This is a genomic window from Dyella nitratireducens (assembly GCF_014642835.1).
In the GTDB taxonomy this organism is placed as follows: domain Bacteria; phylum Pseudomonadota; class Gammaproteobacteria; order Xanthomonadales; family Rhodanobacteraceae; genus Dyella_B; species Dyella_B nitratireducens.
In genome coordinates this window covers 1,066,653-1,081,891 of the sequence record NZ_BMJA01000001.1, presented here as the reverse complement: position 1 = coordinate 1,081,891, position 15,239 = coordinate 1,066,653, and the positions used below count along the sequence as shown (strand labels likewise).

General features: G+C 61.3%; 15 protein-coding genes. 5 read left to right on the top strand and 10 right to left on the bottom strand.

The features are described 5' to 3' along the window. Positions 1-21 precede the first annotated feature (21 nt). Genes IEX75_RS05055 through IEX75_RS05045 form a run of 3 tightly spaced genes read left to right on the top strand, consistent with a single transcriptional unit; the run spans position 22 to position 3,219 of the window. Positions 22-708, top strand: coding sequence for an ABC transporter ATP-binding protein (locus IEX75_RS05055; RefSeq protein ID WP_188793131.1), 687 nt, complete (start codon positions 22-24; stop codon positions 706-708). A 10-nt stretch (positions 709-718) separates the two neighbouring features. Beyond that, positions 719-1,888 carry an ABC transporter permease gene (locus tag IEX75_RS05050; RefSeq protein ID WP_188793130.1) on the top strand — a complete coding sequence of 390 codons (1,170 nt, stop codon included), beginning with the start codon at positions 719-721 and terminating at the stop codon, positions 1,886-1,888. A gap of 14 nt (positions 1,889-1,902) precedes the next feature. Further along, on the top strand, positions 1,903-3,219 hold the full coding sequence (locus IEX75_RS05045; RefSeq protein ID WP_188793129.1) for an ABC transporter permease: 1,317 nt from the start codon (positions 1,903-1,905) through the stop codon (positions 3,217-3,219). Between the two features lie 40 nt (positions 3,220-3,259). Here the strand turns inward: IEX75_RS05045 and IEX75_RS05040 are convergent, their stop codons facing one another. Beyond that, a complete protein-coding gene (locus IEX75_RS05040; RefSeq protein WP_188793128.1) occupies positions 3,260-4,699 on the bottom strand; it encodes an MFS transporter in 1,440 nt (479 codons plus the stop codon). An 84-nt stretch (positions 4,700-4,783) separates the two neighbouring features. Here IEX75_RS05040 and IEX75_RS05035 point away from each other — a divergent pair, with 84 nt between their 5' ends. Further along, on the top strand, positions 4,784-5,656 hold the full coding sequence (locus IEX75_RS05035) for a LysR family transcriptional regulator (RefSeq protein ID WP_188793127.1): 873 nt from the start codon (positions 4,784-4,786) through the stop codon (positions 5,654-5,656). A gap of 83 nt (positions 5,657-5,739) precedes the next feature. On the opposite strand, the gene IEX75_RS05030 is transcribed toward IEX75_RS05035, so the two are convergent. From IEX75_RS05030 to IEX75_RS05015, 4 genes are all read right to left on the bottom strand, one after another. Next, positions 5,740-7,128: a short-chain fatty acid transporter gene (locus tag IEX75_RS05030; protein WP_188794328.1), complete on the bottom strand. Its 1,389-nt coding sequence runs from the start codon at positions 7,126-7,128 to the stop codon at positions 5,740-5,742. 110 nt (positions 7,129-7,238) lie between these two features. Further along, entirely contained in the window at positions 7,239-8,123 is an 885-nt protein-coding gene (gene yedA / locus IEX75_RS05025; RefSeq protein ID WP_229720759.1) for a drug/metabolite exporter YedA, read from the bottom strand. 225 nt (positions 8,124-8,348) lie between these two features. Continuing rightward, positions 8,349-9,221, bottom strand: coding sequence for a methylated-DNA--[protein]-cysteine S-methyltransferase (locus tag IEX75_RS05020; RefSeq protein WP_188793125.1), 873 nt, complete (start codon positions 9,219-9,221; stop codon positions 8,349-8,351). Positions 9,222-9,291: 70 nt separating this feature from the next. Beyond that, on the bottom strand, positions 9,292-9,567 hold the full coding sequence (locus tag IEX75_RS05015; protein WP_188793124.1) for a hypothetical protein: 276 nt from the start codon (positions 9,565-9,567) through the stop codon (positions 9,292-9,294). Positions 9,568-9,643: 76 nt separating this feature from the next. Here IEX75_RS05015 and IEX75_RS05010 point away from each other — a divergent pair, with 76 nt between their 5' ends. After that, a complete protein-coding gene (locus IEX75_RS05010) occupies positions 9,644-9,988 on the top strand; it encodes a Rieske (2Fe-2S) protein (RefSeq protein ID WP_188793123.1) in 345 nt (114 codons plus the stop codon). Positions 9,989-10,054: 66 nt separating this feature from the next. On the opposite strand, the gene IEX75_RS05005 is transcribed toward IEX75_RS05010, so the two are convergent. The 5 genes from IEX75_RS05005 to thiS all read right to left on the bottom strand — a co-directional run bounded on the left by IEX75_RS05005 (position 10,055) and on the right by thiS (position 15,228). Continuing rightward, positions 10,055-11,338, bottom strand: a complete 1,284-nt coding sequence (locus tag IEX75_RS05005; protein WP_188793122.1) for a nucleotide sugar dehydrogenase — start codon at positions 11,336-11,338, stop codon at positions 10,055-10,057. 37 nt (positions 11,339-11,375) lie between these two features. Beyond that, complete coding sequence (locus IEX75_RS05000) at positions 11,376-13,193, bottom strand: SLC13 family permease (RefSeq protein ID WP_188794327.1); 1,818 nt, start codon at positions 13,191-13,193, stop codon at positions 11,376-11,378. A gap of 263 nt (positions 13,194-13,456) precedes the next feature. Then, positions 13,457-14,155, bottom strand: a complete 699-nt coding sequence (gene trmB, locus IEX75_RS04995) for a tRNA (guanosine(46)-N7)-methyltransferase TrmB (protein WP_188793121.1) — start codon at positions 14,153-14,155, stop codon at positions 13,457-13,459. A 49-nt stretch (positions 14,156-14,204) separates the two neighbouring features. After that, on the bottom strand, positions 14,205-15,005 hold the full coding sequence (locus IEX75_RS04990) for a thiazole synthase (RefSeq protein WP_188793120.1): 801 nt from the start codon (positions 15,003-15,005) through the stop codon (positions 14,205-14,207). Positions 15,006-15,027: 22 nt separating this feature from the next. Next, positions 15,028-15,228, bottom strand: coding sequence for a sulfur carrier protein ThiS (gene thiS / locus IEX75_RS04985; RefSeq protein WP_188793119.1), 201 nt, complete (start codon positions 15,226-15,228; stop codon positions 15,028-15,030). Positions 15,229-15,239 lie beyond the last annotated feature (11 nt).

Sequence of the window (15,239 nt, the reverse complement as noted above, 5' to 3'; positions counted from 1 at the left end):
TCCACTCGGGAGGATGTAGCAATGGGTACGTTGATCGAGATTCGCGATCTTTCCAAGGTCTACGAGCGTGGCCGTCAGAAGGTCGAAGTGTTGCACCACATCAACCTCAACATTGCCGAGGGCGATTTCCTGGCGTTGATGGGGCCGTCCGGTTCGGGCAAGACCACCTTGCTGAACCTGGTAGGCGGTCTGGATACGCCCACGGGCGGCAGCATCAGCGTGGCCGGACAACGCATCGACCAGTTAGGTGCGGGTGCACTCGCGCGCTGGCGGGCATCGAACGTTGGTTTCGTATTTCAGTTCTACAACCTGATGCCCATGTTGAGCGCGCAGAAGAATGTAGAGCTGCCGCTGTTGCTCACCAAACTATCGGCTGGGCAACGGCGCAAGAACGCCGCTATCGCTTTGCAACTGGTGGGCCTGGCCGACCGCGCATCGCACAAACCGACCGAGCTCTCCGGTGGTCAGCAGCAACGTGTGGCCATCGCTCGCGCCATCGTGTCCGACCCGGCATTGCTGGTGTGCGACGAGCCTACCGGCGATCTGGATCGTCAATCCGCGGAGGAAGTGCTGGGCCTGTTGCGCCAGCTCAACCGCGAACACGGCAAGACCATCGTGATGGTGACGCACGATCCGAAAGCGGCCGAATACGCCGACCACACCCTGCATCTCGACAAGGGCACGCTGGTCGAGCAGGCCATGGCATGAGGAACTGGCGATGAAATACCTTCATCTCATCTGGGCGGCGCTGTTTAGGCGCAAGACCCGCACCATCCTTACGCTGGTATCGATTGCGGCTGCATTCCTGCTGTTCGGCATGTTGGATGCGGTACGCATCTCGTTCGACCAGGCGGGCAAGAGCGCCAATGGCGCGCAGCGTCTGCAGACCGGCTCCAAGCTTTCATTCATCGAGACGCTGCCGCAGGGTCTGGGCGAGAAGATCGCCACGGTGCCTGGCGTGAAGTCGGTCGCGTATTCCAACTGGTTCGGCGGTGCGTATCAGGATCCGCACAATCAAGTGTTCACGTTCGCCGTCAGCGACAACTATATCGATCAGTATCCGGAAGTGCAGGTCAGCGATGACGCGCGCAAGGCATTCTCCAATACACGCATCGGCATTCTGGTGGGTGAGAAGCTGCTGGAAAAATACCACTGGAAAGTGGGTGACCAGATCCCGCTGCAATCGAATATCTTCCCGCAACAGGATGGCAGCAAGAATTGGACCTTCCAGATCGTCGGTGTCCTGCATCCCACGGATCAGAGCGTGGCCTTCTATGGCCAGATCATCCTGATGCATTGGAAGTACTTCGACGATGCCGTGATGAAGGGCTACAACAACGGCCAGGTAGGCTGGTTCGTCACGCGGGTGAAGGACGTGAATCAGGCCGATCAAGTGGCCAAGGCCATCGACGCCTTATCGGCCAACTCCGATCATGAAACGCGCACGCAGACCGAAGCGGCGGCAACGGCGTCGTGGATGAAACAGCTGGCCAATATTGGTCTGATCGTGGGCTCGATCATGGGCGCAGTGTTCTTCACGCTGCTGCTGCTGACCGGCAACACCATGATGCAGGCGGTGCGTGAACGCACATCGGAATTGGCGGTGCTCAAAACGCTGGGCTTTTCCGATCGCGGTGTGCTGGCCATGGTGCTGGCCGAATCCGTGCTGCTGGTATTGCTTGGTGGCGTGATCGGCATTGCGCTGGCCGCTGCGTTGATTCCCGGTGTCAGTGCGGGCAGCGGCGGCTTTTTGAATCTACCCACGGTCGGCGCGAATAGCTGGTTGCTGGGCATCGCGCTGATGCTGGCCATCGGCCTGGTAGTGGGGGCCATCCCCGCATGGCGGGCTATGCGCCTGAACATCGTTGATGCCCTCGCTGGCCGCTGACAGGAGCCCATGACATGAAGTTTCTATTCAATCTCGGCGTGTTGTTGCTGTTGATCGCGGCCTTGCTGATCTGGGTGCAATTGCCATGGTACGGAGTGCTTGCGTTGGTTGTGGTGTTTGCCGCATGGATGGCATTTAGCCTGCGTGGGCGGCAGGCGGCATCGGTCACCGGCGTGGGTATCAGTACGCTCAGGCAGCGGTTGGGTTCGTCATCGGTGGTGGTTATCGGTATTGCCGGCGTCGTCGGCGTGCTGGTAGCACTGCTGGCGATGGGCGAAGGCTATAGCGAAACACTGAGCAAGACCGGCAGCGAAGACACTGCCATCGTGCTGCGTGGCGGCTCGGCCACCGAGGTCAGCTCCGTGCTGTCTCATGACAGCATCGTGGTGATCGAGCAAGCGGCCGGTATCGCGCGCGACAAGCAGGGCAAACCCATCACCTCGGGCGAAATCGTGGTCGCTGCCAATCTGCCGGTCAAGGGTGGCGGCCCCGATGAAGAAGGTAGCGTGCAAGTGCGTGGTGTGGGCGAGCAGGCGTGGGCGTTGCGTCCGAATGCGAAGATTATCGCGGGCCGTAACTTTCAACCTGGCATGCGCGAGCTGGTCGTGGGGCAGGGCGCGCAGCGGCAATTCGCAGGCTTGCAACCCGGGCATGACGTGAAACTGGGCGCACAAACCTGGCGTGTCGTTGGTGTGTTCGCTTCCGGTGACGCGTACGATTCGGAGATCTGGGGCGACGCGAACGTCGTTGCGGATACTTATCGCCGTGGCAGCAGTCGGACGTCGGTGTTCGTAAAGCTCACGGACGCCAAGGCGCTCGATACGTTCAAGGCAGCCCTGGCTGGCGATCCGCGCTTGCAGGTGGATGTGGACACGACCGTCAACTACTTCAGCAAGCAATCCGAAGGCATGAGCAAGGTGATGCGCGTAATGGGCATTACCGTGGGCTCGATCATGGCGATCGGCGCCATCTTCGGTGCGCTCAACACCATGTTCGCTGCCGTGGCTGCGCGTGCACGCGAAATCGCGACGTTGCGCGCCATCGGTTTTCGCGGTGTGCCAGTCGTCGTGGCAGTGATGGTGGAAACGATGATGCTGGCCTTGCTTGGCGGCGTGGTCGGCGGCCTGCTGGCCTGGCTGATTTTCAATGGCTGGACTGCTTCCACCTTGGCCAGCGGTACCACCGGGCAGCTTGCGTTTACGTTCAAAGTAACGCCGGTGCTGTTGTGGGAAGGTTTGAAATGGGCGTTGGCGATCGGCTTCGTCGGCGGTTTGTTTCCGGCCTTGCGTGCGGCGCGTTTGCCCGTCACGACGGCCTTGCGCGAACTATAAGCCGACCATGTGGGTTGGGGATTCACTCCCCAACCCATATTCAATCCATCGTTACCACGACTCTGGTCTGCGCGTTGTTTTGTTTGGCACGCCCCATGCTCATCGACAACAAGGTCACCAAAAGCAGCGCACCGGCGTTGCAACATAGTCCCGTTGCAAACGCATGGTCGTAGGCTTTCGCACTAATCTGTCCATGCAGCACCGTGTAGAACACGCCGCCAATAATCGCTACGCCCAGCGCTGCGCTGATCTGTAAAGCAGTAATCACCATGCCCGAAGCCAAGCCCGCATGCTTGGTTTCCACGCTGCTGATAACGGTGCGAATGAGTGCCGGCAGCGCGACACCAAAACCGAAGCCCGCCACAGCAAGTCCTGGCACAAGCGCGCCATGTGGCAACGCATGCAATACCGTGGCGATCAGGACGCCAAAACCCAATGCTTCGCAGACACACGCCAGTGGTAAAGCGCGATGACCCAGCGCGTCGATCAAACGCGATGCCAGCATGGAGCCGCAGAAAAAGCCGATGGTGAATGGCACGGTCGCCAATCCCGCCTGCAATGCGCTGTGCTGCAGGCCGCTCTGCAGATAAACCGCATAAGTGAGGAAAAAGGATGAGGTGAGGTAGATCCCCAGGGCAGCCAATATCCCTATGGAAAAATCACCTTCACCAAACAGCCGCACGTCGATCAGCGGTGAACCGCCATGCTTTGCCACATGCGCTTCAAAACGCACGAAGACGATGAACATGGCAAGCGAGCCGATCAGCATCACGTAGGTCCATGCCGGCCAGCCCTGCTCACGACCTTCCACCAGCGGATACACCAGCAAGGCCAGGGCGATCGACAGCAACGCGACGCCACCCAGATCCAATCGCAACGCATGTTCGGCGCGTGATTCGCGCAACAGTACAAAACCGGCGATCAGCGCAGCCACGCCTAGTGGCAAATTCACCAGAAAGATCAACTGCCAGCCCATACCCCACAGATGGCTCGATACCAGCCCGCCGCCGAGCAAGGCCCCAAGCGTTGCCGCCACGCCGAACGTGGCGGAGTAGAGACCCAGGGCACGCGGTTGTTCGTCATGCGGGAACATCACGCGGATCGATGCCAGCACTTGCGGCGCCAGGGCGGCTGCAGTCATGCCTTGCAATACGCGTCCGGCCAGCAGCGCCTCTGACGACCATGCCAATCCACACAACAGCGAGGCCAGCGTGAATCCTGCGATGCCGAGCAGGAACATCCGCCGGCGGCCATACAGATCGCCCAACCGGCCGCCCGTGATCAGGAACACGGCATAGGTCGCCGCATAGGCTGAAATCACGAATTGCAGCTGCGCGGCACTCGCATGCAGGGCGGCGCGGATGGAAGGCAGTGCCACGTTCACGATAAAAAAATCCAACGGTGGCAAAAACGCACCCGCCAGCAACACGGGTAAAGCCAGCCACCGCCGCGGGTCGCCCGCGACGTTTTGCGTATTCATGCCCAACTCCTGTGGCAAACCAGCTTGGCGGCCATGCTAGTCCGGGTCTAAGATAAGTAACACTCATGATTGAGCGATTTAGTCATGACAAATGAAAATGCTTATCTGCGCCGGCCGCTGGACCTGGATGCCGTACAGGCTTTCGTGCTGGTGGCCGACCTCAACAGCTTTACCCGCGCCGCCGAAGCGATTGGCACCACGCAATCCGCCATCAGCCTGAAGCTCAAGCGCCTGGAAGACCGGCTTGGGCACCGCTTGCTGGAGCGCACCCCGCGGCGCGTGCGCCTGTTGTCAGAAGGTGAGGCTTTTCTGGGTGCCGCGCGTGAGCTCTTGGATGCGCACGAACGCGCACTGCATCGGCGGGTTGCCGCGCGGCTCAACTTGCGCATCGGCATTAGCGACCAGGCCGCCGGCACGGACTTGCCGGCGCTGCTCGCCAAGCTCGGCGCGTACGACCGCGCCTTGAGCATGGAGGTGCGTGTCGGTGCGTCACACGGTCTGCTCGCGGCCTATGACCGCGGCGACGTGGACGTGGCGATCGTTTGCCGTGACGGCGTACGTGGCGACGGCGAGCGTTTATTCGTGGAACCGTATGCGTGGTATGCCTTGCCAGGCTTCGAATGGCCACGCGAGGAGCCGCTGCGTATCGCCTCGCTGGCCGCGCCGTGCACGATCCGCGCGCGGGCACTGAAAACCCTGGACGATGCTGGCGTGCCGTGGGCCGAAGTATTCGTGGGTGGTGGCTTGCCCGCGGTCGTGGCTGCCGCTGCTGCGGGGCTCGCCGTCGCGCCGTTGCCGCAGCGGGTCTGCGCTCCCACATTGGTTGATGTCAGTGAGCGCCTGGGCCTGCCGCGGCTGCCGCTGACCGAAGTGATGCTGCATCACCGTGTCACCGATCCGAGAATGCGTGGCGCGGTGCGCATTTTGGCTGCAGCGCTGCGGGCGAGCGCGGGTTGAAGGTAGTTGAACGTAGGTTGGGGTGCAAACCCCAACGCAGCGATGCACATGGCAATGTTGGGGTTTGCACCTCAACTGTGTGTTTAAGGCTGAGCGGGCGGCACGTATTGCAGCGTTAGTCCCAGCAGCCACAGCAAGCCGAGCACCAGTGGCACGTGCACCAGTAGCTGCATGAAGGTGAATCCAACCACATCGCGTGCTTTCAATCCCAGTACGCCGAGCAGCGGCAACATCCAGAACGGATTGATCAAATTCGGCAATGCTTCGGCGGCGTTGTAGACCTGTACCGCCCAGCCAAGGTGCACGTGCAAATCGTTCGCCGCCTGCATCACGTACGGCGCTTCCACCAGCCACTTGCCGCCGCCCGACGGCACGAAGAAACCAAGCACGGCCGAGTACGCCCCCATCACCAGCGGAAACGTACCGGTGGAAGCGATATGCACAAACAGGCTGGACAGGCGATGGGCGAGTGTCTGGCCGTCTGCACCAGCCGCATGCGTCAGCAGTGCGGCAATGCCGCCATAGAGCGGAAACTGGATCAACACGCCCGCCGTGCTGGGTACCGCGCGTGTCACGGCATTGAGAAAACTGCGTGGCCGCCAATGCAGCAGCAAGCCGACGGTGAGGAACAGGAAGTTGTACGTATTGAGGTTGGCGATCGCGGTGACGACCGGCTTGCTGGTGAACTCGTAACCGAGCCAGCCCAGGCCGAGTACACCCATCAGGATGGAGAGCAGCGGGCTGTATTCGAGCCATTCGCCAGGACGGCTGCGCAACGGCAAGGCCGGTGTGGCCGTGTCCATGCCGCCAAAATCCTGTGCGGTGCGCGCCTGCGTATCAGACGGTGCCGTGAACCAGCAGATCATCAGTGACACCGCGATCAGCACGGCGGTGAGCACGACCGACTGCCACAGAAAAATCGTCTGGCTGAAAGGCAGCACGCCGGTGATGGAGAGCAGACCCGGCGGCATGCTCTTGGGATTGGCTTGCAGTTGCGCGGCGGACGAAGACAGGCCCATGGCCCACACCGCGCCCAGTCCCAGATAAGCCGCAGCACCCGCTGCGCGATAGTCCATGCGCAAGGTTTCGCGTCGTGCCAGCGCACGCACCAGCAAACCGCCGAATACGAGCGAAAAACCCCATGACAGCAGTGAGGCCAGCATGCTGATCAAACCCACGAAACAGATCGCACCACGCCCCGTACGTGGCACGCGTGCCAGCAGGTCGATAAAGCGCGCCACGATCGGAGCACTGGCCACCACATAGCCCCCGATTACCACGAAGGCCATCTGCATGGTGAAAGGAATCAGGCTCCAGAAGCCATCGCCGAATGCATTCACGGTGACGGCCGGCGTAGCGCCGAAAGCCAACACTACAACGGCCACCACGATCACACCCAGTGCCGCAAAAACCCATGCATCGGGAAACCAGCGTTCCGCCCACGCAGCGCTGCGCAAGGCAGCGCGTGCCATCCAACCGTCATTCGCCTTGCCCATGCGCGCATGCCTCCGTCAGCGATGCGGCTATGGTGATGGGGCTTTTAGCGCGGCGGCAAGCGGTTTGTGGCGTTTGTTTGTGACAGCTAACGTGCGCGGCGCAGCTTGGCCAGCGTGATGATCCCCACGCCAAACAAAATGACCGCCATGCCAGCCACGTCGTAAGGACCGACCGTCTCTCCCAGCAGCAATACACCGAACAGCACGGCAACCGGCGGGTTGACATAGGCATAGCTGGTCGCAAAGGCAGGGCGTGCATGCTTCAGCACATAGAGATAAGCACTGAACGCCACCAGTGATCCGAACACCACCAGATAGCCCGCTGCCAGCGTGGCATGCAGCGTGGGATGCGTGGGCAGCTTCTCACCACTGAGAAATGCCACAGCGAACAAGGCGATGCTCCCGCACAGCATTTGCGCAGCGGTATTCATCATCCCTTGCGGCATGTCCTGGTGTTTGTTCCACACCGAGCCGAAGGCCCACGCCATGGATGCTACAAGCAAGGCCGCCGCACCCACATGCGAGCCCGACAATGCACTACCGAGATTCAGCACGATCACGCCGACGAAACCAATGAGCAGGCCGATCGTTTCGCTGCGTGTCGGCCAATCTTTGTACAGGCCGGCAAAGATCGCCGCGAACAACGGCATGCTCGCCACGGTTACCGCCGAAACACCCGAACTCACGCTCTCTTCGGCATAGCACACCAGCCCGTTGCCGAAACCCAGCAAGAGCACACCGGTGATGGCCGCGTTTCGCCATTGGCGTGCAGTCGGCAAGGCAGCGCCACGCAAGCGCAGATAGCCGAATAGCAGCGAGCCTGCGATAGCAAAGCGCAAGCCTGCCAGCAGAAACGGCGGATAGCTTTCCAGCGCAATGCGTATGCCTAAGTAGGTGGAACCCCATACGATGTACAACGCAAACATCGCCAGCGGCACCCATTTGCCAGCACGGCTCTGGTCGCTTGCCATGGCAAGCGTGTTGTTAGCGGAATCGTTCATCGATGTGTGTGGGGAAAGGAGACTTCAACGATACCTGCATGGCGAGCATTGCAGTAGCGAAAGCCTCGCAAGATGGCGTTGATGGGGAATCAAGGTGAGCGCAACGATCGATGTCCCCGCTTTCGAAACGAGGTATCGACCTGAAGGCATGCTAGGCGAAGCTCCCTCTCATTCACCTTTCAGGGGATGAGTGGTTCATGACGAACGTGCGTTCGTGCCACGCTGCTCTTCCTGCTCAAGCAAAGCACGCTTGCGCTCAACACCCCAGCGCCAACCACCGAGCGATCCATCTTCGCGCACTATGCGATGGCAAGGCACGATCAAGGCGAGACGATTGTTGCCGCATGCTTGCCCGATGGCGCGGGCCGCACCAGGTTTGCCGAGTTCTGCAGCCAGTTCGCCGTAGCTTTTGGTGGTGCCGGCAGGAATACGTGTGAGTGCTTCCCACACGCGCCACTGGAAGGCGGTAGCGGCGATGTCGAGCGGTGGCATGTCTGGCGCTTCGCGATCGCTCCAGCCTAGTTGTGTGGCAATGCGAGCGATCACGGCGTCCAGCCATTCTTCGCGTCCATTGTCGACGCGCTCGCAGCTGGCTTTGGGAAATTCATCAGCCAGCCGTTGCTCCAGTTCTTTGTCGTTGGCGCCCAGCGTGACGGAACAGATGCCTTTGGCCGTTGCCGCCACCAGCAATTGTCCCAGCGGGGTGCTGGTGGTGGTGTAGCGGATATGCGCGCCCGCGCCGCCAGCGCGATAGCTGGCTGGCGTCATGCCGAGCAGGCGATTGGTGTGTTCATACACGCGGCTGCCTGAGCCGAAGCCGGCGTCGTAAACCGCATCAGTCACGGCGGCGCCTTTGCGCAAGGCGGTCTTGAATTGGCCGAAGCGGCGGGCGCGGTGGTATTCGGCCGGGCTCATGCCATAGCGGCGGCGGAATGCCCGTTGCAGATGGCTCGGGCTGAGCTTAGCGGCATCCGCCAATGCGGTGAGCGAGGGAGCTTCCGTCGCGCGCTCGATCAGCGCGCGGACGTGTTCCAGCGGAGCTTCAAGGGTGGCGAGGGAGTTGCGCATGGCAGTATCCAAAAAGGAACGTTGCCGTCAGCTTAGGTGCGCTACCCGATGGCAGCTATCCGAATTTTGCTCAGTGATGAGTGACCGGGCGAGAGCTGCGGATGACGACATATTCGCCTTCCAGCACTTCCGGCTGACGCGCCTGCTTGGCAGCGCCAGGCATCCCAACGCGGGCGCGCTTCCACTGTCTCCACACCAGCCATAGCGCACCGCCAACGGTCAGCACGCCAGCCACGACCAGGCCGAACACCATCAGCACGCCGACCACAATCAGGCCCAGCACCACGGACAACGCCTGGGCGAGCGGGTGACGACGGCGGTGCAGAAGCGGTAGGACGACGCGCATGTTAAAAATCCGTGTGGTAAAATCAAGGACTTACGCGCGTAACGATGAGGCCATAGGGCCCATAAGGCAAGTGCCGATGGAAACAGCAACCCCACCCCGCCGCCTGTGCCGGCTGCACGATATGCCCGAAGGCGAGGCGATGGCGCTGGATGTGGTGCTGCCGGATGGCGAGGAAAGCATCATCCTGTTGCGGCGTGGCGAACACGTGAATGCCTGGCTGAACATCTGTCCGCACGCCGGCCGTCGTTTGGATTGGGCGCCCGGCAAGTTCCTGTTGTCGAAGGGTATGCTGGTATGCGCCGCACATGGTGCTTGCTTTGGGGTAGACACGGGTGAATGCGTGAGCGGCCCCTGCAAGGGAGAAAGCCTGCGGGTGGTGCCGGTGCGAGTGGAGCAGGGCGAAGTCCTGTTAGGTGCGTAGGTTGGGGTGCAAACCCCAACTTCATGGTGCCCATATGGATGGCAATGTTGGGGTTTGCACCCCAACCTACAGTCGTGCGTCCACCAGCTCTTTCGGTAGCACGCCCTTGATGTCGTACACCACACCATTGGGCATCGTCAGCGCGCGTACGTCATACGCGCCACCCGCTTTGAATTGCTGATGCGCCACCGCAAGTACCACGGCTGCATAGCTTCCTGTCGCATCCACCGTGGGTAGCAAGCGCATGCCGTAGTGCTTGTGTGCTTCTTCCGTATCCGCCCAGGGATCATGCACGTCGACGGCGGCGCCGAAGCTTTCCAGTTCATGCACCAGATCAACCACGCGCGTGTTGCGCAGATCCGGGCAGTTTTCCTTGAAGGTGAGACCCAGCACCAGTACGCGGCTGCCGCGGATCGCATGGCCTTGGCCCACCATCAGCTTGATTACTTCCGCGGCCACGTGCTGACCCATTGCGTCATTGATGCGGCGGCAGGCAAGCAGGATATCGGGGTAATAGCCGGTCGATTGCGCTTTCTGGATCAGGTAATACGGATCGACGCCGATGCAATGGCCACCGACAAGGCCTGGCTGAAACGGCAGGAAGTTCCATTTGGTACGCGCCGCATCGAGCACATCCTGCGTATCGATGCCCAGGCGATGGAAGATCAACGCGAATTCGTTGATCAAGGCAATGTTGGCATCGCGTTGTGTGTTCTCGATCACCTTGGCAGCTTCCGCCACTTTCAAACTCGGCGCCTTGTGCGTACCGGCAGTGATGATGCGTGCGTACAGCGCATCGACGAAATTTGCCGCTTCAGGCGTGGAGCCGGAAGTGATTTTGGGGATGGTGGTAAGACGCCGCAGCTTGTCGCCGGGATTGATGCGCTCGGGGCTGTAGCCCACGGTGAAATCATGATTGAAACGCAAGCCGGAAGTGCGCTCCAGTTCCGGCACGCAGATTTCTTCCGTGGCGCCTGGATAGACGGTGGATTCGTAGATCACTACATCGTCCGGCTTCAACACGCTGCCAATCATCTGGCTGGCGCGAATAAGCGGTGTGAAGTCGGGACGCTTATGCTCATCCACCGGTGTCGGCACGGTGATGATGAACACGTTGCAATCACTCAACGCATCCACGTCAGTACTGAAACGCAGTTTCGTCGCAGCGGCCAGTTCCTCGGCTGTTGTTTCCTGGTTGCCATCCGCGCCTCGTTGCAGCGCATCCACGCGCGCGGCATCAATGTCGTAACCGAGGGTGTCCAATAGCCGTCCGAATTCTACAGCGAGCGGCAGGCCGACGTAGCCGAGTCCGATCACGGCAAGGCGTGGGTCGTGAGGAGGTGTTGTCACAGATGTTTGCCGGGTAGCTTGGCCAGAATAAATCTTATCAACGGTACATAAGATTGATGGCGACCAGCGTGATCACCAGCACGATAAACGTCAGCGGCACGCCTGCACGCAGGAAATCCCGCGCGCTGTAATCACCCGGACCGGTAACCATCATCAGGGCAGGGTGACCGGAACTGAGCAGGAAGGTGTTGGATGAAGACACCGCGACAATCAACGCATAGGCAGAAGGATTGCCGCCCGTGGCCACTGCAACGCTGATTGCCACCGGCACCATCATCACCGTGGCACCTACGTTCGACATCACTTGCGAGAACAGCAAGGTGAGGAGCGCCAGTGAGAGCTGCAGGATCCATGGCGATGCATGGCCCAGATGCAGCAACACTTCCTGCGCCACCCACGCGGCAGTGCCGGTGGAATCCATCGACCAGCCCAGGGGAATCAGGCAGGCGGTGACGAAGATGGTCTTCCAGTTCACCGCGCGATAAGCCTCGTCCATGTTCAGCACGCCAGAGAGCAGCATGCCGATGGCACCCGTCATCATCGCGATGGAAAGGTCGAGGTTGGTGAATAGCGCCAGGCCCTTTGCCAACAGGAAGAAGCCGACGGCCTGCCAGATCTTGTTGGGCCGTTGTTCTTCGCGCGGGACGTCAGTGACGACCACCAGATCCTTGTCCTCAGAGACCTCCTGCAGTGCTTTCCAGCTTGAATGCAGCACCAGCGTATCGCCGGTACGCAGGCTTACCGCGCGTAGATCATCGCGGTAGACCTGATCACCACGCGTCACCGCCAGCACGGAAATGCCGTAGCGCTTGCGCAGGCGCAGTTCGCCGACTGATTGCTTGAGGAAGCGCGAGCTGGGCGGAATCACCGCTTCGGAAATGCCGGCGCGGGTCGGATTGAACAACTCGCCCAACTGGCGCATGCGTGGTGACAGGCGGCACAGCTGGTTGTTGGCAAAGCGGTTCAATTCCTCACGTGGCCCCAGTACGCCAAGCACGGAACCCACCCAGATCACCTGATCGGCCGGTGGCGCCATGCGCGCGTCATTGCCGCTCTTGATCGCCAGGATCAGCGGCGCGCCGTGCAGCTGTTCCACTTCGCCGATGCTCATGCCGACCAGTGGGCTTTCGGCGGTGACCGTCAGCTCGGCGGTTTCGCCGACGATGCCGTAGGTTTCGGCGAAGTAGCTTTCGGTACGGCCGGGGGTCACCTTCTGCCGTTCGTCCTCGCGTTCCGGCAGCAGCTTGTTGGTATAGAGGTAGAAGAACAGCACGCCGGCCACCGCCAGCGCGAGACCCACCGGCGTCACGCTGAAGAGCCCGAATTTCGGCACCGTCTGCGCACCGGGCGGGAGGTTGGCGTTGGCGCTGGCGATCAGGTCGTTGAGCACGATCAGCGGCGAGTTGGCGATCAGGGTGGTGTTGGTGGCGGTGAGAATGCAGAACGCCATCGGCAACAACAGGCGCGAGATCGGCACGCCGGTACGCGCGGAGAGACGGCTGGTCACGGGAATCATCAGCGCGGCCAGCGCCTGGCTGGGAATCACCGCGCTGAAGAGGCTGGTCACCGAGTTGATCACCAGGCCCAGCCGAGACTCCTTGCCGCGTGCCATGCGCATCACGAACTGCGCAGTGAGGCCAAGCACACCGGCGCGATCCAGTCCTGCGCCCATGATCATGATCGCGATGATGGCGATCACGGCGTTACCGGCGAAGCCGTTGAAGACGCGATCGGAAGGGATGAGGCCGGTCAGTCCGATCACCACCACCACCAGCAGCGCCACCATGTCGGCACGGATCCATTCCAGCACCAGCATGAGCATGGTGAAGCACACCAGCCCCAGCACCAGGATCATTTCAGGGGTAAGGGTCAGCGCCACTGTCGATCGTCCCTGACGGGCGCCTGGAAGGGCTGGATGCGGTGGGGCAACAGTAGCTTCACGCGATGACTCATCCCTGTTTAACGCGGGAGTATAAGTCTGCTTACATATTTGCTGGTGAATCGTTGCCACATTGCGGGCATGACGTTGCCCTTCCGAGTGGCGTAGGTTGGGGTGCAAACCCCAACATCACCATGCATATGCCCATGTTGGGGTTTGCACCCCAACCTACGCGGGCATTAGCGCCTGCGGTAGAGCAGATCCCGCACGCCATGTCCCAGCTTCAATCCGCGCCGCTCGAAGTGCGTCTCGATCCGCCATGCGGGCTTCTCGGCAAACTGGTCCGGTCCGAGGCTGTTGCGCCAGTCGGGCGCGGCCTCCATCACCTCCAGCATGTGCTGCGCATAAGGCTCCCAGTCGGTGGCCAGATGTAGCAGCCCGTTCGGCGCCATGCGCGAGGCAAGCAGGGCCACGAACTCGGATTGCACGATGCGCCGCTTGTTGTGGCGTTTCTTGTGCCAGGGATCGGGAAACCAGAGTCGCACTTCGGCCAGCGTGCCGGGAGCGATCTCGTGCTCCAACACTTCCACCGCATCATGCTTGTAGATGCGCACGTTGGTGGCGCCGCGCGCAGCCAGGGCGTTCATCAGCCGTCCCACGCCGGGGCCATGCACTTCCACGCCGAGGTAATCGCGAGCCAGGTCGTGTTCGCTTGCCCAGGCCAGAGCTTCGCCGTTGCCGAAGCCGATTTCCAGCACGCGTGGCGCGTGGCGGCCGAAATGTGCGTCGAAATCCTGCGCCTTGCCGGTGTAATCGATGCCGAAATGCGCCCAATGTGTTTCGAACGCGCGCTGCTGGGCAGGCGTCATGCGGCCTTCGCGCAGGACGAAGCTGCGGATGCGGCGCAGGTGGTTGGAGGTGTCGTGATCTTCAGTCATGCGATGGGGTTACTCTCCCTCTCCGCCGGGAGAGAGAGGAAGCAAAGCCTCAACCAATCGTCCCGTCGATCGGGCTCGACGCTGACGCAAACCGCTTGCGCGGAATCCTCCCGGCGCGGAACGCCGCGCGTCCGGCCTCGATGGCCAGCTTCATCGCATGCGCCATCAGCACCGGATCTTTCGCCCCGGCGATGGCGGTATTCATCAGCACCCCATCGCAACCCAATTCCATCGCCATGGCGGCATCAGAGGCCGTACCCACACCGGCGTCGACAATGATCGGCACCTTTGCGTTCTCGATGATTTCCAGCAGGTTGTACTTGTTCTGGATGCCTAGCCCTGAGCCGATTGGTGCGGCCAGCGGCATCACCGCCACGCAACCAATCTGCTCCAGCTTCTTGGCCAGGATGGGATCGTCGCTGGTGTAGACCATGACATCGAAACCGTCGGCGACCAATTGCTCGGCCGCCTTGAGGGTTTCCACCACATCGGGGAAAAGCGTGCGCTCGTCGCCCAGCACTTCCAGCTTCACCAGTTTATGGCCGTCCAGCAGCTCTCGCGCCAGTCGGCACGTGCGCACTGCATCCACCGCGTTGTAACAGCCGGCGGTGTTGGGTAACAGGGTGAACTCGCCGGGCGGCAATGCGTCGAGCAGGTTCGGGGCGTTGGGATCTTGGCCCAGGTTCACGCGGCGGATGGCGGCCGTGACGATTTCGGCACCGGCCGCCAACGTAGCGCGACGGGTTTCGTCCAAGTCCTTGTATTTGCCGGTGCCGGTGAGCAGGCGCGAGCGATAACTCGTGCCGGCAATGACCAAGGTATCGGTGGTGTCGTGAGTCTTGATGTTCATGCGTGGACTGCCGGGGGCGAACTCAGCCGCCGCCGATGGCGTGGACGATTTCCACCTTGTCGCCACTGCGCAGGGCATAGGCGTCGTGCTGGCTGCGCGGCACGATCTCGTGATTCACCTCCACCGCTACCCGGCGGCCGGCATAACCGGCCTCGTGCAGCAGTTGGGTGACGGAGAGATTGTCGCCGCAGTCGTGCGGGTGGCCATTGAGGGTGATCTGCATCCGCCCATTGT